This is a genomic window from Photobacterium lutimaris (assembly GCF_003025555.1).
GTDB classification, from domain to species: Bacteria; Pseudomonadota; Gammaproteobacteria; order Enterobacterales; family Vibrionaceae; genus Photobacterium; species Photobacterium lutimaris.
Genome location: NZ_PYMH01000016.1, coordinates 42,363 through 60,130, shown reverse-complemented (window position 1 = coordinate 60,130; position 17,768 = coordinate 42,363). Strand labels below are relative to the sequence as shown.

13 protein-coding genes are annotated in these 17,768 nt (G+C 45.4%); 7 read left to right on the top strand and 6 right to left on the bottom strand.

What is annotated here, in order from left to right; all coding sequences use genetic code 11:
• Positions 1 to 108: 108 nt before the first annotated feature.
• Positions 109 to 1,512 carry a tryptophanase gene (locus tag C9I99_RS23390; protein ID WP_107351240.1) on the bottom strand — a complete coding sequence of 468 codons (1,404 nt, stop codon included), beginning with the start codon at positions 1,510 to 1,512 and terminating at the stop codon, positions 109 to 111.
• A gap of 502 nt (positions 1,513 to 2,014) precedes the next feature.
• Between C9I99_RS23390 and C9I99_RS23385 the strand changes: the two genes are divergently transcribed.
• On the top strand, positions 2,015 to 2,434 hold the full coding sequence (locus tag C9I99_RS23385) for a universal stress protein (protein WP_107351239.1): 420 nt from the start codon (positions 2,015 to 2,017) through the stop codon (positions 2,432 to 2,434).
• Positions 2,435 to 2,527: 93 nt separating this feature from the next.
• Here C9I99_RS23385 and nifW read toward each other — a convergent pair whose 3' ends face one another.
• On the bottom strand, positions 2,528 to 2,803 hold the full coding sequence (nifW, locus tag C9I99_RS23380; protein WP_107351238.1) for a nitrogenase-stabilizing/protective NifW family protein: 276 nt from the start codon (positions 2,801 to 2,803) through the stop codon (positions 2,528 to 2,530).
• Between the two features lie 712 nt (positions 2,804 to 3,515).
• Here nifW and C9I99_RS23375 point away from each other — a divergent pair.
• From C9I99_RS23375 to C9I99_RS23365, 3 genes are all read left to right on the top strand, one after another.
• Entirely contained in the window at positions 3,516 to 4,607 is a 1,092-nt protein-coding gene (locus C9I99_RS23375) for an efflux RND transporter periplasmic adaptor subunit (RefSeq protein WP_107351237.1), read from the top strand.
• Positions 4,607 to 7,675 (top strand): efflux RND transporter permease subunit, encoded by a 3,069-nt coding sequence (locus tag C9I99_RS23370; RefSeq protein ID WP_107351236.1) that lies wholly within the window; start codon positions 4,607 to 4,609, stop codon positions 7,673 to 7,675. The genes C9I99_RS23375 and C9I99_RS23370 overlap by 1 nt, the downstream gene beginning before the upstream one ends.
• A 235-nt stretch (positions 7,676 to 7,910) precedes the next feature.
• Positions 7,911 to 9,206, top strand: coding sequence for a MipA/OmpV family protein (locus C9I99_RS23365; protein WP_107351235.1), 1,296 nt, complete (start codon positions 7,911 to 7,913; stop codon positions 9,204 to 9,206).
• Positions 9,207 to 9,359: 153 nt separating this feature from the next.
• Here the strand turns inward: C9I99_RS23365 and C9I99_RS23360 are convergent, their stop codons facing one another.
• The gene (locus C9I99_RS23360) at positions 9,360 to 10,622 is read right to left on the bottom strand and encodes a RidA family protein (protein ID WP_107351234.1); all 1,263 of its coding nucleotides are present in this window, start codon (positions 10,620 to 10,622) and stop codon (positions 9,360 to 9,362) included.
• A gap of 539 nt (positions 10,623 to 11,161) precedes the next feature.
• Entirely contained in the window at positions 11,162 to 12,358 is a 1,197-nt protein-coding gene (gene gltS / locus C9I99_RS23355; protein ID WP_107351233.1) for a sodium/glutamate symporter, read from the bottom strand.
• Positions 12,359 to 12,524: 166 nt separating this feature from the next.
• Between gltS and C9I99_RS23350 the strand changes: the two genes are divergently transcribed.
• The gene (locus tag C9I99_RS23350) at positions 12,525 to 13,460 is read left to right on the top strand and encodes a LysR family transcriptional regulator (RefSeq protein ID WP_107351232.1); all 936 of its coding nucleotides are present in this window, start codon (positions 12,525 to 12,527) and stop codon (positions 13,458 to 13,460) included.
• Between the two features lie 73 nt (positions 13,461 to 13,533).
• Here the strand turns inward: C9I99_RS23350 and C9I99_RS23345 are convergent, their stop codons facing one another.
• A complete protein-coding gene (locus C9I99_RS23345; protein ID WP_107351231.1) occupies positions 13,534 to 14,490 on the bottom strand; it encodes a DUF2860 domain-containing protein in 957 nt (318 codons plus the stop codon).
• A 223-nt stretch (positions 14,491 to 14,713) separates the two neighbouring features.
• On the opposite strand from C9I99_RS23345, the gene C9I99_RS23340 reads away from it, so the two are divergent.
• Positions 14,714 to 15,100 carry a hypothetical protein gene (locus tag C9I99_RS23340; RefSeq protein ID WP_107351230.1) on the top strand — a complete coding sequence of 129 codons (387 nt, stop codon included), beginning with the start codon at positions 14,714 to 14,716 and terminating at the stop codon, positions 15,098 to 15,100.
• A 263-nt stretch (positions 15,101 to 15,363) separates the two neighbouring features.
• Positions 15,364 to 15,936 (top strand): DUF2913 family protein, encoded by a 573-nt coding sequence (locus C9I99_RS23335; RefSeq protein ID WP_107351229.1) that lies wholly within the window; start codon positions 15,364 to 15,366, stop codon positions 15,934 to 15,936.
• A 97-nt stretch (positions 15,937 to 16,033) separates the two neighbouring features.
• On the opposite strand, the gene C9I99_RS23330 is transcribed toward C9I99_RS23335, so the two are convergent.
• A complete protein-coding gene (locus C9I99_RS23330) occupies positions 16,034 to 17,488 on the bottom strand; it encodes a glutathione synthase (RefSeq protein WP_107351228.1) in 1,455 nt (484 codons plus the stop codon).
• Positions 17,489 to 17,768 lie beyond the last annotated feature (280 nt).

The following is a 17,768-nucleotide window of genomic DNA, read 5'->3' as shown; positions in this document are numbered from 1 at the left end:
GGATGATAGCGTCATTGTAGCGCTGGAATTGTGGGGATAGCGTCATCGCTGCGTTAGAAATGCGTTAAAACCACCGTAAGTCGATGACTCACAGTGGTTATTCGCACGTTAATCCGCAACAGGCTTCAATCTAGCCGTAAAGTGGCGTAATACTGGCGGTTCATACTCAAACTCCAGCCCGCGAATTTCACTGGCCCGCTGGCTAACCGCTATGAGCGCATCGGCAACGTAGTCCATATGATCATTGGTATATACCCGCCGGGGAATCGTCAATCTCATCAGCTCCAAGGCCGTCTCTTTCTGCTTCCCGGTTTGCGGATCCCGCCCCATCAGCAACGAGCCGATTTCCACCGCTCGCACGCCGGATTCCAGATAAAGCTCATTGCACAAAGCATGAGCCGGAAACTGGTGCGAAGGAATGTTCGGCAGCATTTTCCTGGCATCGACAAACACCGCATGGCCGCCGGTGGGATACTGAATAGGTACCCCGGCTTCGCGCAAACGCTCACCGAGATACTTCACCTGGCTGATCCGGTAATGGAGGAAATCTTCGTCGGCCGCTTCATAGAGCCCCCGTGCCAAGGCTTCCATATCCCGCCCGGCCATTCCGCCGTAGGTAACAAAACCTTCCATCGGTACACAACGGGTTCTCACTGCTTGGAATAACCCTTCGTGATCTCTGATACAGCACAGACCACCAATGTTCACCATGGGATCCTTTTTCGCCGACATTGTCAGAATATCACCGTATTGATACATTTCACGGATGATTTCCAAAATGGATTTATCCGAATACCCCGCCTCACGCTGCTTGATAAAATACGCATTTTCACAATAACGGGCAGAATCTATCACCACCGGGATGTCATGCTTTTGCGCCAATCGATAAACCGCCCGCATGTTTTCCATCGCCACCGGCTGACCACCTGAACTGTTACAGGTAATGGTAGTAATAATGGCCGCAATATTGACCGAGCCGTATTGATCAATCGCCGCTTCGAGCTTCTCAAGATCAAAGTTGCCTTTCCAGTCATCATAGGTCGAGGTGTGAAAAGCACTTTCGGTCAGCAAGTTAATGGCTTTACCACCACTCATCTCAATGTGGCCTGCCGTTGTGTCGAAATGGAAATTAGAAAGGAATACCGCCTCATTGCCTCCCCTTACTCGGCGCATCCGTTCGATTAAGCATGGGAACAAGATTTGCTCTGCACCCCGTCCCTGATGGGCTGGCACTGTTAGTTTGTAGCCAAAGAAATGCTCTACCGCCTGACAAAGGTTGTAATAGTTGCGGCTGCCGGCATACGACTCATCCCCCATCATCAATCCAGCCCACTGGTTGTCACTCATCGCCCCGGTTCCTGAGTCAGTTAACAGGTCGATATAAACATCCTCGCTGCGTAGCATAAACGGATTATAGCCCGCCTCAATCAAAGCCTTACGACGGTCGTCCTCATCCGTCATTCGAATACGTTCCACCATTTTAATGCGGAATGGTTCTGGGATCCTTTTCATCTCTTTACTCCAATAGCACAATTCACAAGCTATTTGCCTGTGACAAAAAACAGTTAGATCAACAGGTGCAAAAGCCATACTGCGGTATTGCGTTCACATGGATTAAACCTGGGGCGAACCCAAGCAGAGACTAGACAGGAAAGTCGTTTGAAAGGCGGAAGTCTTGGTTAAACCATGCCGACATCATTAAGGTGATGTCAGCCGTCACCACAGCAAGTTGGCAGGTCATATTTGCTTTCCTTCACAAATAAACGGGGCGAAAGTAAAATCGAACATAGTAATGAGTATAGACAACACTCAGCATACTTAATCTTCCCCTTACCTTGCTGTAACAGTCATAGAAATTGAGGAGAATTATCGTCGATTAAACGACTTAATCTTCAGCGTTATTGTAATACATATCAATAAATTATATGCCTTTTAGCCATTCTGAGACATCTTCGATACTATTTTTTCCTGTCTAGAACTATGCTGGGAATATATCAAGCAGGAGGGCATAGTGATGAAATACAAACATATTCTAGTTGCACTTGAACTCACAGAAGAAACCAACGTGCTAATTGATAGGGCTGTTTTTCTAGCAAAGCTACTCAATGCAGACGTCTCTTTTGTCCACATTGACGGCACACACGGGGAAATCTACCCAGAGTTAATTGATATCAAAAAATCCCCCGAAGAAAACCCTTTGGGCGAACCCAAAATGGCACAGCTCAGAGCCTTTGAAACCAGTACAGACTATCCAATCAAACATTTTTTGGTGGGTACCGGTGATCTGAGCAATAAACTACAAAATATCATCCAAGATAACGGCGTGGAATTGATCATTTGCGGCCACCACCATGACTTCTGGAGCAATATCATTTCTTACTCCAAGCACCTCATCAACAAGTCACCTGTTGATATCCTTGTCGTCCCAATCTAGTTCCGACAGCTAGAAAGCAGGACTTATTGCCGGATCAGTGCTCCCCTGCTGGTTCGGCTTTTTAACACAACGATCCATTGGGTGATCGACTTGCTAGCGACGTTGACACGAAGTACACCCTCGGCAAGCAGAACGAGAATGGGGATCCAACCGCCCCCTTTGTACCTTGCAATAGGCGTTTTTCAGTGCCCGGCGAGCAGAAAACCAGTCATCAGGCTTTGAGATCAATAAATAGCCATTAAAGCGCTTGACCAGCGGGGTGCGGTACTCATTGATAAACTTGCTATCGAAGCCGATTTCAAAGTAATCGAGCGCCTGCTCAATGGAGGTAAAGCTGGCTATTTTCTGCAGGATATCGTTCTGGCTCATTCAATCTTCAACTTTCAAAACCAATTTAACTATTCAAAATTCAAACAGGCTCCACTCTAGCGAAAAGCCTGTGCTTAATCTTTGATGTAACACGTCTCTCATATAGAAACGTCGCCATGAAAGCCCAAATTTGAATTTCTCTTAACCGTCGCTAATTCACTCATTTTTCCCTAAACTCCACTTGAATCAACGTGAATTGTTAATTAGCACTACGTAAGTGCTTATAATGAAATAAAAAAATCTCGTCATTATATCTTTGAATTAAGGCGCTTCAGCTATGATAAAGTTCAACATTGTATTTGAATCCATTCTCTGGGTTATCATTATTGTCGCTATTTTACGTATCGACTTAAGCCCTTACCTATTAGGCTTCCTTATCACTTACTAACGTCTTTTTTCACACATCATTATCTTCCTGAGTCTCAAAACCAAGAACCACCAGCCCCTATAGCCAAATACCAGAAGTCAAATAATAAACAATAAAAACAAAGAACTAGGTACACAACTTGGTATCTACACACCTGTTTTGATCGTCAGCGTTGACGACCTAGAATGGGTTCCTCCAAAAATGAATATCTCTTAAACATAGTGTTATCAAAGGGCACTCTTTACTATTAGCTCCATCAAAACAGTCGTATACCGCACTCAACGGCTTAACTTAATAATTCAAATACCAACCTATATAAATTCACTTTATTCGGAGACAGCAGCAATGAAGTTATCACTTCTAAACTTGCCCAATTACAAACTATTAAAAGTTGCGATTAGCTTAACGCTATCCGTAGTAATTTTAACGGGGTGTAATTCAGAGCCTGAATCAGAAACAAAGGCTCCTGTTGTCCGTCCGGCCATGACTGAGATTGTCACGTTTTCCAATACGTCAGAAATGAGCCTAAGCGGCATCACTCAAGCCGCGCAGCGAGCCGATCTTTCTTTTCGCGCTTCCGGACGCTTGGTTGAAGTATTGGTTAAAGAGGGTGATGAGGTAAAGAAAGGAGAGCGACTGGCTAGGCTTGATCCTAAAGACGCTAAGACAAACTTAAATTCAGCACAAATTGAAATGCGCAATACACAAACCGAATACCAGCGTGCCAAGTCCATTTTTGAATCCAGCCAAGCGATTTCAAAAAGCCAACTGGAGGAGATAGAAGTCCGTTTCCGTTTAGCAAGCCATCGCCTGGAGGAAGCCAAGCGCCGGTTGGAAGAAACGCGTCTGCTTGCACCATTCGACGGTATGATCAGCCGCAAGCACCGCAATAACCATGTTCTGGTGCAAGCCAACGACCCTGTACTGTCTATTCATGACTTAACTGATATGGAAGTGGTGATAGATGTACCAGAAAGACTGATGCTTAAAGAAGACCAACAGCCCCCAAAAGTGATGGCGTTAATCCCAGCGGTGCCGGGCAAACAATTTGAGCTTGAATTGAAAACCTATTCAACCAAGCCAGATCCCGTTACCCAGACCTACTCGGTTACCCTGGGCTTTGTTGACCTCGGTAACACTACCGTTCTACCAGGAATGACAGTACGTGTTGTTCCGGGTGAAGACAAACAAAAAGAATCGTCATCTATTTCAGTGCCTCTATCTGCCATTTTGCCCGATAACCAGGGTCAGCAATACCTGTGGTTGGTAAACAACGAAAACGTGCTGGAAAAGCGCTTCATCACAACTGGTGCGCTCAAAGGCAGCCGCGTCGAAGTCACCTCCAACTTGCAGGTTGGCGAACAAATCGTGGTAGCAGGCACTACAAGCTTATCTGAAAACATGATGGTCAGACCCACTCAGATGGAGGCGAAATAATGAATATCGCTCGCTACACATTAGCGAAACGCACCAGTGTTTGGGTCTTGATTGCCCTGACCTTGATCGGGGGCTACCTCAGCTACCTGAAACTCGGCCGCTTCGAAGACCCTGAGTTTGTAATTAGGCAAGCGGTCATTGTTACGCCGTATTCAGGTGCTACAGCACAAGAAGTTGCAGATGAGGTCACCGATGTTATCGAGGGAGCGGTACAGTCATTACAGGAATTGGAAGAGGTCACATCAGTCTCCAAGCAAGGTCTGTCTGAGGTTACCGTTGAAATCAAACGCAGCTTCTCCAACACCGATGCCGAGCTGCAGCAGGTTTGGGATAAGCTGCGCAGGAAGATCAATGATGCCCAGCGCATGTTGCCTCCGGGAGCTGGGCCATCCATCGTCAACGACGACTTTGCCGATGTCTTCGCCCAATTCTACGCGGTAACTGGTGAAGGCTACACTGACAAACAGCTGCAAGATTATGTGGATGACTTAAGACGAGAGCTTGTACTGGTACCCGGGGTCTCTAAAACCACCACCATGGCAGAAAAGCAGGAAGCGATATTTGTCGAGATCGCCAGTGCTCGCCTGGAGCAATTTGGCCTATCTGCAGAACAGGTTTACCAAGTCCTACAAAAGCAAAATATGGTCACCGTGGCAGGTACGATGGAAACCGAGTCCATGCGTGTTGCCGTAGTGCCAACCTCAAACGTGCGCACGTTTGATGATCTGAAGAACTTACAGATCGGTATTGGTGAAAACAACACCATTATGCGCCTTGGTGATATCGCGACAGTGACCCGTGGATACCAGGAACCAACATCCGTGCTGATGCGTTATAACGGCATGCGTGCTATAGGATTAGGGATCTCAAATGTCGCCGGCGGCAATGTGGTCGAGATGGGCGATGCGGTCACCGTCCGTATTGCCGAGCTGGAAAGCCAACGGCCAGTCGGCATTGAATTGCACGACATTTCGATTCAGTCTGAATCGGTAAAAGCGTCTGTCGCCGATTTCATCAACAACTTGATTGCAGCCGTTGTCATTGTCTTTGTGGTCTTGCTGCTATTTATGGGGGTACGAACTGGAATTATCATCGGCTTCGTTCTGGTATTGACAGTAGCCGGCACACTGATCGTCATGCTGATTGACGACATCGCCATGCAGCGTATTTCACTGGGTGCTCTGATCATTGCCTTGGGGATGTTAGTTGATAACGCCATCGTGGTCACAGACGGTATTCTTACCCGCCTACAGAAGAACCCGGCTGCCAATCGCGAAGCCATTGCCGCCGACATCGTTGAAGAAACCAAGTGGCCACTACTTGGTGGTACGATTGTCGGGATCTGTGCCTTCAGTGCTATCGGTCTGTCGCCATCAAACATGGGAGAATATGCAGGCTCACTGTTCTGGGTGATCCTCTACTCCATGTTCTTGAGCTGGGTACTGGCCATTACCGTCACCCCGCTACTGTGTCATGACTTCATCAAAGTCAATGCTCAGAAGAGCAACGCACAACCTGGACGAGCCGGTAAGCTCTACAACAAAGTCTTGGTCAACGTCCTCAACAACCAGAAAACCAGCATCATGGTAGTGATTGCGGTGTTTGTTATGGGTGTCAAAGCGTTCGGCTATGTACCGCCGGGCTTTATGCCGGAATCACAACGCGCACAGTTTGCGATTGATGTCTTCCTGCCGCAAGGCTCAGATATCTCGCGCACGGAAAGCATCATGCTAGACATTGAAAAAGACGTGAGAGCCAAAGACGGCGTCACCAATACCATTAGCTTTATCGGTTCAGGTGGCCTGCGCTTTATGCTGACGTACTCTGCAGAGCCAGAGAACCCGAGCTATGGTCAACTCTTGATCGATGTCGACGACTACAACATCATTGAGGCATTGGTTGCCGAGCTGCAGGTCGAGTTGGGCGAGCGTTATCAAGATGCGTCTATCAATGTGTGGAAATTCATGCTTGGCCCGGGGGGTGGCAAGAAAATTGAAGCCGCTTTCAAAGGCCCGAATAGTGAAGTGCTGCGCCAGTTGGCAGAGCAGGCAAAAGTCTTGATGCACAACAACCCGAACCTGATTGCGGTACAAGATGATTGGCGCCAGCAAGTGCCCGTGCTAAGCCCGGTGTTTTCGGCAGAAAAGACGCAGCAGTTCGGTTTAACGACCCAGGAATTGAACAGTGCCATTGAGCAAACCTTGTCTGGTCGGCAGGTCGGTGTATACCGTGAAGGCAACGATATGGTTCCTATCGTTGTTCGATCGCCAAAAGATGAGCGTAATCATGAATATGCGATTGAGCAGACCCAAGTGTTTAGTTCAACAGCTGGTAGTTTCATCCAGTTGAGCCAGCTGATCGAGTCTAATAATGTCGAGTGGCAAGATGCGATGCTAAGACGTGTGAACCGTATTCCAACCATTATGGCGCAGGCCGATCCAGCGCCAGGAGTACTCACCTCAACAGCATTCGACTCAATAAAGACTGAAATCGACAATATGCCACTACCAGTGGGCTACCAGCTTGAGTGGCATGGTGAATACAAAGAAGCCAAAGAGGCGGATGAAGGCCTGATGATTTCGGCACCTTACGGTTTCGCTGCGATGGTCTTAGCGGTGGTGTTCATGTTCAATGGTATCCGACAGGCACTGGTTATCTGGCTGACGGTTCCGCTCGCGGTTGTTGGTGTTGCGTTCGGTTTGATCATCTTCCAGACACCATTTGAGTTCATGGCTACACTGGGCTTCCTGAGCTTGGTCGGGATGATGGTGAAAAATGCAATTGTACTGGTTGATCAGGCGGACAATGAGGTACGAGCGGGTAAACCCCCTTACCATGCCATCATTGATGCGGCGATGAGCAGGGCACGACCTGTGATCTTGGGGGCGACCACCACCATTCTAGGTGTCGCACCATTGCTGGTTGACCCTTTCTTCAAGAGCATGGCGGTGACCATTATGTTTGGCTTGTTATTTGCCACGGTACTGACCTTAGTCGTTATTCCATTGAACTATGCGCTGTTCTTCAAGATTAAGCCAATTCATGCAGATAACCATTCTGCCTATTAAGAATAATAATAAAAAGCCTGGGCATTGCTCAGGCTTTTTTATCTATCAAAAGACTCAACCGACATCCAATTTAAGAAAGATAACAAATAGAAAGTGAATATCTGATAGTCATTCACTTAAACATCCCTTCCTATAAAATATATAAAACAGAAAGCCCATAATATAAACCACTTTAATTCAGTGGGTTATAAAGCAATGGATATAACCCCACAACATTAATTCATGAGTGTTAACCATGAAATACCTCTACTTACTTCCACTGTTAGTGACCTCTATTGCCACTGCCGCTTCTCATCCTCATTCGCACTCTTCTTCAGAGAAGGAAAGCTGGGGTGTGGGGATTGGCATGCGCAGCGCAAACATCATCTTTGATACCAGCGACAATGTGGTACACGATGTCATGCCGCTGCTATTTTACCAAGGCGAGAGTTTTTACCTCGACGGTGCTTCCGGCGGATACCGGTTTTACCATGGTGATAGCGTCTCTGTAGGTGCACTTGGCAGGATCCGTTTTTTTGATATCCCAAAGCGCTACCAAAATGACGTACAAGGTACCCAGTTTGATCTTGGCGGTAATATCACCTGGCACTATTCTCCACAGCTTGATATCAGCGCAGAGTTACTTAGCGATAAAGATGGTCGGGTCTACTCCAACCTCACCAGTGAATATACCATTGATCAACCATCTTGGCGTATCAGCCCTTATGTCACCGTAACGGGGAAATCCTCGAGATTCAATAATACCTACTATGCACTGAACACCGAGGACATTGGTTACGGGTTTAGCTATAGCGCCGGTGTCAAAGGTCGCTATCAGCTCTATGAAAACCTCTATGCGGTCGGCCAAACCAATGCCACCCTGCTCGATAATAAGACTTATCAAAGTGATATCGTCGACTCTAGGGCACAATGGGAAACCTACCTAGGCCTGGCGCTATTCAATACCCCGGGACAAAGAACACACTCACAGCTCCCAACCAACTCGTACCTACGAATTGCCAGCGGCGTTGCGACCACTTCCGGTGTGTCTGATCTGTTGATGCTTAACAACAAAACCGATCCATACAGAAACACCATGACTTCAGTGTTCTATGGCCATCCCGTAGCAGACACAGTATTTGGTTGGCCGTTAGATTTTTATGTTACCCCAGGCTTTATTCAGCACCATAAGTCCGATGTCCAAGGCAGTTTTGGTGAGTATGTGGTGGCGATCAAAGCCTACTATACCTTCAATTGGCCGACGACATGGCGCTTCGGCTTCGCGGAAGGCATCTCTTACAGCACCCAAATTAGCCATATTGAAAGCGCGCGACTGAGCGAAAAAGACTATACCCCAAGTAAGCTAATGAACTACTTAGATTTCTCATTTGATGTCAACATCGGAGATGTGTTCAACAACCAATCGCTCTCGAACATGTGGCTAGGCTATAGCCTACATCACCGATCGGGGATCTTCACCCAGGCCTCCGCCTTCGGCAGGATAAAAGGCGGCAGTGACTACAATAACCTCTACCTACAGTGGGATTTCTAAGTGCGTATTACCTATCTTGCGCATTAACTAAAAAGACAGGCCCTTATTAATTGAACCTCATTGAAGTGTTCAACTAATAAGAGCCTGCCCAATTGTTGTTATTGAATGACGCTTACAGCCATTGCATATTGGCTAATCCGTATTCAGCCTATCTTATGCTTGTGGCAGCGTACCTTCACCGTTAGAAACAACAGCGTCGATTTGTACTAGTGCACCCATTTCAATTTGAGATACACCCACAACAGTACGTGCTGGAAGATCGCCTTGGAAGAACGTTGTATACACTTCGTTTACCGCATCGATATCAGCAACATCTTTAAGTTGGATGTTGATTTTAACGATGTCGTCCATAACGTGGTCAACACTCTCAACGATAGCTTTGATGTTTTTCATGCACTGCTCAGCTTGCTCTTTAGCACCACCCGCTACGATTGCATTGGTTTTCACATCAACAGGCAGTTGAGCTGCAACGTGGTTGTAGTGAGAGAAAGCAACAGTTTGTGTGTGTAGTGCGCTACGTGGTGCCGCATCAGTATTGTTTGCACGAATCACGATGTTGTGACGATCTTCAACTTCTTGCGGAGGTGTGCCGTCGCCGTGAGATACAGAAGCATCAATCTGTACCAATGCCCCCATAGGTAGCGCATCAGCAGCAATAACTGAGCGTGCTGGTACATATGCCACTGTACGAGCAATTGCTGAATCAGGGAAGAAGGTTGAGTACACTTCGTTTACTGCATCAACATCAGCGAGATCGTTCAGGTACATATTGATTTTAACGATATCATCGAAAGGAACATCAATGCTTTCTAGAACGGCTTTCATGTTCTTTAGACACTGAGCGGTTTGCTCTTTCACACCGCCCTCTACAAGCGCACCTGTTTTAGGGTCAACGGGTAGCTGAGCTGAGATGTTGTTGTAGTGAGAGAAAGCAACTGTTTGTGTAGATAGCGCACATTGAGGGGCATTTTCAGTGTTACGAGAAAGCTTGATAAGTGCGCATGGGTCTTGTGGCGCAGTACCTTCACCGTTTGAGATAAGCGCATCCATTTGAACCAATGCATCGCTCATCGGTAACGCAGCAACCTGAACGACAGTACGGGTAGGAAGAAGGTTGTCGAAGAAGGTTGCGTAAACTTCATCTACCGCTTCCATATCAGCAACATCTTTAAGGAATACGTTAATTTTTACAACGTCATCCATTACATGGTTAATGCTTTCAACAATGGCTTTGATATTTGTTAAACACTGCTTTGCTTGATCTTTTACATCACCGACAACAATTTCGCCTGTTTTAGGGTCTACAGGTAACTGTGCAGAAAAGTTATTGTAATGAGAGAAAGCAACTGTTTGAGAAGATAGAGTGCTTTGAGGGGCATTTTCTGTATTGCGTGAAACTTTAATGATGCCAGCCATGTCGACATTTTCCTTATATGTAGTCAGAGGTTTTAATCGATTAATTTGAAATACTTATCGAAGTGGCAAAATAGTAAGTTAATTATTTCAAGGTAAATGTGACGCAACTCAAAATATCATTTCACTAGAACACAACTGTTAACGGAATAAATAGTCACTTTACGACTAAATATCCACAATTATGCTAATACCGTGGCAGCATCAACCTTTTTCATGCGAATGATTCGCTATTTTTGAATGTAATCTCAGTGAGAAAATAACAAAACCCGTGTGATTTGATCGTTTTTTGATAAATTGCTCACAGAAATTCAATAATAATCGGTCAGATCACATCTCTTTTATCATTATAAATTGCATAAAAACCCTAAAATACCTTTCTCATTTCTTGCATCCCTACGTTTTTGATGACTATTTTCCCCTGATTGTTAGTTAACAGCTTAAATGCTAACCATACCAATATGGCCGTGGATTGAGGCTCTAAAAACCATCATTCAACAGCCAACATTGTGTGTTTCAAGGTATTTTGTTCTATCTCGTCACTAAAACACTTGAATGAAAGTATTTATTATCAAAGCATTGGCAATATCAATAAAGAAGCCACATACCAATGGAACGATGATAAAAGCCTTGTGTGCCGCGCCATGTTGCTGGGTAACTGCCGTCATATTGACGATGGCCGTAGCCGTTGAGCCAAGAGTGATGCCACCAAAGCCGGAACTGATCACCGCCGCTTCATAATTCTTACCCATGGTCCGGAATACCACCAATAGAGTGAACCCTACTGAAAGAATAACCTGGCAGATCATCACAGCACTTAAAAACAATACCGAGCTCTGCAATTGCCATAATTGAAGCCCCATCAAAGCCATTGTCAGGAACATACCTAGGCAGATATCTGAGATCAACGTCTGTCCAAGCTGGGCATTCCTACTGCTCTTTTGCTTTAGCACCACCGATTTAAAGTTGCCGATAATGATGCCAGCCAGTAGGCAAGCAACAAACATGGGCAACTGAAGCCCCATAGATGCTAGCGCCATATCAACAAAATACCCTAGCATCAAGCTCAAGTTGAGCATCAGCCATGCGTACAAATAGCCAAAATGATCCAGCTTGAAGGTTTCGTTGTGGCAAACACCAATATCCAGTTGGTGATCCGTATTCGCCTCCAAGCGATACTTCTTAATTAAGTAGTTTGCGATCGGACCACCGACAAGGCACGCAGAGATAAGACCCAATGTATTACTGGCGATACCGATTTCAGCCGCACCCTCAAGGCCCATTTCAGTAAATGTTGGCGACCACGCCATGGTTGTTCCGACGCCACCAATTAATGAAATAGATCCTGCCATTAAACCTATTATCGGCTCGAAGCCAAATAAGGAGGCAATGCTGACGCCGACTATGTTCTGCAACCCGATATAGATCACAGCCAGTAGAGTAAGGATAAAGAGTGGCTTTCCACCAGACAATAGTGTCTGGATATTTGCACTTAATCCAATGCCGGCAAAGAAATAGAGTAATAAGGTGCCTCTTGCCTCGAGCTCAAACTCGATCGCAGTATTAAAGACATAATAAATTATCGCTACCGTTATTGCACAAATAAAACCACCAATAACTGGCTCTGGAATACTGTATTTTCTTAGTACCTCAAAACGTATTGTGGCAAACTTACCAATAAATAATAAACAAATTGCTAGCGTAAAAGAAACAAAACCGTCTACCACAACAGTCTGCATAACTTATCAACCTATATAAAATCAAAAAAAATAAAAGCTGAGAGTTAATACAACTCTTCAGACATAAAAGTAATAACACAATGAAGACTAATCTTTTAAATAAATCTGCATGTGCTATGTTAGTAACAGATTATATTGGACGTTGACCATGGAGTAGACACAGCAGATGAAAACCAATCTTGAGGATCTTGACCTAAACCTATTGAAGCTGCTCCGGGTTGTTGTTGAAACCCGAAACACGTCTACTGCAGCAGAAAAACTCGGTATCTCGCAAACAAGTGTTAGCCGAGGGCTGGCAAAACTACGTGAAACGTTCGGCGACCAGTTGTTTATCCGCAAGGCCCACGGTGTCGCCCCCTCAGAACTAGCTGAAAAACTGGCTGAAGCGGCAGAAAGTATGCTCAATCCAGTTGTTAATGTTCTTGAGTCCTACCAGAGCTTTAACCCAAATGAATTTAACGGCAAAGTAGTGGTTGCTGTAGAATTGAGCCTGCTCGAAACGTTTGGTCAGGGCATATATCGAGCACTCAGCAAAGCACTACCTAATGCTTCCCTCGAGTTAATTTATTGGCAAGAGGGCTCACTGCAAAATATTTTAGACCGTAAAATAGATTACATGGTCCACTTCTCCCTCTACCCACTCCCTCAAGAGTTATATGCTCATCATCTAAGTAATATAGATGTGTGCTTTGTGGCTAGAAAAAATCATCCCATCCTTAGCCAATCCAGCGACTGGGAGTCCATACACCACCTCCCGCTGATAAAAATAATTGCTGACGCTGTAAATTATAAGCATGACCCCTTCGACGAGTTATACCTAGAAAAGGGGTATACCCCCAATATTGTTCTCACGACCCACAGTATCCCAATCATCGTCGATAAAATTGAAAACTCTGATGCTATAAAAATCAGCAGCAGTTTTCTTACTACCCATAGTGATAATTTGGCTTGTTATCCTTTACCAAAAATGCCAGCGCATTTAAAGACGTTCAGCGTTTCTGGAGGCTATCTTCAATCCAAGCGAGGCTACCCGCTCAATCAGCATCTACATCAAACAATGCAAACATTCTTTGATACCGTGGTTCAACCTTCTATGACCTAAGCCTAATCTTCACTCTTCAAACGGTAACCAATTTTTTGCCCCCACGGGTTACCGTAGAGCAAAATTAACGTCCTTAGAATTGGTAACTCATACCGACAGTCATCAGGTATTCTTCACTTTCATAAAAATCGATATTCGATGTATTGAAGTTCGCGCCTGCCAATGACACTAAACTCCAGTTGTCCCAACCAGCAAAATCGGCATATTCGTAAGCTAAAAAGAGTTTATAGCGATTATCCGATCGCTCTTTATTAAAGATAGGATTGGTGCCATCATAATCTCGGTACGCATATCCCCCCGTTAAAGCTAAACTATGTGCATCCACAGAGGTAAAATACGTCAGCTCAGCTTTATATTGGTCAAACGTTTCAGCCTTACCTTTTGCATCCCGATGGGTATACGACACTGAAGAAATTAAACCAGAACGATCGCTAAGCATCGATTGATGAGAGCCCTTAATAAAGTAAGTATCATGGTCACGACGCAATGCCTGCTCTGTGACTTGCTCATTATCAACTTCCGCAGTGGCATAAGCCATATCTACCGACACACCAGAGTTATTGATATTGTTCAGTTTCATACGAAATGCATGGCCTTCAATATCAGTTTTCTGTCGATTCGAGCCGGTTTGATAAGGGTTAGCCCACACTTCACCAGACACCACCGTCGGCAGAAAGGCAACATCAAGTTCGGTGCCATTCCCAAAATCGTATTGGTATCCCACCTCGAAGGCCAGATCCCCTACCGCAAGGTCATCCCTTGATGTACCGAGGTAAACCCGCTGGTTATTATCAGCTCCCAACCGATACGTTAGGCTGCCAAGCGGAGCAGCAATAAAATCATTGGTATGAGAGCCTTTGCTGTTTAAATCATTGAGGCGAGCATTGCCATTGGTGCTCAGATTCGAGTTTGTCGACATATAGCCCGAGGTCACTAGAATCTCGCCACTCAGCCGAGAAGACTCGTTGGCAAAACTCATTGTAGAGAAACTCGCAAGTGCGACTGCTGTGTATAGGTAGCAATTTTTCATTATCATCTCTTTTTGATATTCGTGTTCAGAAAGGCAGGGGCTTAAGTTAGCGCCATTATTAAATAGGTTGATATAAATTTACTATGCATAACAGATATTCATTTATGGATACTATTCATGAAGTAGTTATTGGCAAATATGAATTTCTCATATTCATAGTCTCTAGAATGAGCAAGTGATAGGTTGGTTTTAAACAACACATACATTATAGAGATATATTACAATGTCATTCTACGGCTCACTCGAAAAAGATAACAGCATTAATATTTATATTAATGACCGACTTTATAATATAAATGATAAAGGTAAGGGGGAATGTGAAATCATTCTGATTGATAATTCTCACATTAGTTTCAGCGAAACATATAAACAAAATCAATCTAAAAGAGCCATTATCATTGATATAACGCTGGCATGGAATGACAGTATCAATAATTTATCAATCGACAGTTTATTCGAGTTGGCTAAGGATATACATTTACTCGCAGACATTTATTGGATAGAGTCGCTTTCAATTATTGACCTAAGTAACAATATTCAACTTGGTGAGATATTAAAGTCAACATTTCGCACAAGACTGCAAAACGAACTGGCACTTGGATATTACTAAGTCACTTGAGGGCATGCTTAATAAGCCACAAGTTGCATCAGCCAGAACGTCATCAGCGAACAACCTTCATACAAAACAACCTCGAAATAGTCAGGCTATCTCGAGGTTATCTGTTGCCCCCGGTACACCGCATCCCGCCTTACTCAAGACATCGCCACTGCTATTTCGCTCATTTGGCAGTAAATGGGAGAAAATGTAAAAAAATCATTCAAATTTCGATATAATAGCCCAGATAATCTTGTAGAGATTTGGATAGTACGTTAATGAACCAAACCCAGCAGTTGCTCGATGTTAGTACCAATGCGTTATTGCACCTTGAATTCCAAAAACTGGACAAGCACCTCACCTTAGCTGAAAGAAACAATATTTTAGTTAAGTACTTCAAACGTATCGCTAAATCCAATAGATATAGAACAATAAGAAAGTCAGCAAAACAGTGGATCGCACACGGTCGTCACCCCGATGGCGACTTGGAATCCGTGCTGAATAATGAAGTAGGACAACTCATACAGACTTGCTCTACCGACCTATATCGTTTTGTTGGGCTTATCGATGGCATCGAATCTAAGCTCAAAACCAAAGTTCAGTATTCGAAAGCCCACGATATCGACCTCAATGCCCGTTATGGCAAGGTACTGGTCTGCGTGGTTGATGAAGATTTAACCTCTAGCTTCGATGAGGACGGGCTGATGATTAAATCCACCCAGGTTCTGTTCATCGGTGACACGCAAGACAAAGACGTCTTCTCTGAGGCTATAGAGCAAGATGGCAATTTCCAATCGGTGATTGCCTACGAAGATGACAACCACCTTCGGGTTGAGCTATTTAGAATGTAGTCGTTAATCAGGCCCATGATTCATGGCTCTCTCCCAGTCACGAACAAAACAAGGAGGCATTCCAGCCTCCTTATCTTTATCGGCTCCCGATGTTCAATTACCCCACCAGGGTTAAGGAATCAAGGATCCCCTTGCCACTGTGGATCCCCCCTTCGTTTTCACTCGCGGGTTTGCTGCGGATCAAATACCCGGCATAGCCACCAAGCTGAGTCATTGGCTCACCATTAAAGTAAGCCGTAAACAGGCCAATTTCGCTAACCAAGTCATCCACCACGGCTTGCTCAACATCGCGCACGGCGATAGTAGGGGTTTCTCGCTCATGTGGGTACAAGCGCTGCATCAAGGCCCAGGCATCATATTCTTCCGGTGAGATCTGACTCAATGTATCGCTGATATCCTCGCCAAACACACAATGCCCACCTCCTTCACCTTGGTTTTTCAACACCCATTCATGCTTTACTGCTTGGCGATTAAACCATTCAATCGTTTCTGCATTTATCGGCTTCATCTCCGCCAATACACTCTTTATCAACTGCGCTTCATCAAGGCTCAGCCCCCAACGGGCATAATCCTCTGCAGGCAGCATGGTCAGCAGCATCTGCATTGATTTACTGGTAGCCAGTTGCTGGCTAATCGTGGCATTAACCGCCACGTTATGCTGCTCGATAAACAAACGTGTCTGGCTCAAGGCATGGCAACAAGTCGATTCATTGAGATCAGGCGCCCAGTAATCTGAATACTGATAACCCGCGCGCAAATAGACCACATCAATGGCACCGACACCATCTAGCATTAAACGCTGATTGTCCCCCGTTGATAGCTCGGTACTGAGTTGCTCGAAGGTACGGCGAACCGTTCGCACTCCCCGCTTCTGCAAAGCAGTTTCCAGTAAATGCTGATCATACACATTGTCCTCATTCTTCTGCACCACCATCAAGAACGTCGGCTTTCCTTCCGCACTGAAATCGGCCTGAACCTTTCTGGCTGATGCGGTGATCGCATAGGCAAGCTGTTCAAGCCCCTGGTTTTCTGCTGGTACCGCAGCGCTATCTTCAAGCCAATCTTGGTACGCATTCGGCCACTGGCTCTGCATAAAGGCATGGAATTCCGTTGCACGCTGGCCGAAAGGCCCCATGCCCGCCGCAATACCATTGAACTCAATAACCTTCGCACCGTGTTGCCGGTCATCCATAAAGTCGGTACGCATCAGTAGCAACGGCTGGCGCGTAGGGCTGTTACTGGTATCAGCATGAGCTTGCTGATGAAGCGCCATCAAGCGACCAAAGAATGGATCGGCCTTGGCCATATCACTCAACGAAGATTGTAGGAAGTCGTGATCTTCAGAGACATGGCTGATCAGCTTGGTGATTAGCGGCGTCACCTTGAGTAGATGTTCATACACCTCACGCTCCATAGCCATCGGCGCAATACTGAACGGACAGTGCCTTGCGGTATTGTCAGCTTGTCTGAATGCCACACCGTGCATGATGGCCCACTCACAGGCGTTTTCAATGATCTGCTGCGACAGAAAACGTTGCTTGTCGTTTGTCATCGTTTACTTCTCTAAAATTATGCAATTACACGGCCATAACGCCGACTAAATCCAGCGAACAACTCAGGTGCTCGCCCTCTTGGCCTATCTACTCATCATTAATACCGTCATCGTACAGGCGCTTTATTGTCACGAGATTCATCACAGCAAGTGTATGACAGCGCTCCCAGCCCTCGCTGCTGACCAATACGTTGGCACGTTGAGCTTGATATTTCCAACTTACTGGAAATATCGTTTTATTGTAAGTGAAAGTATAAGTAAGCTCAATCACGTTACTTTA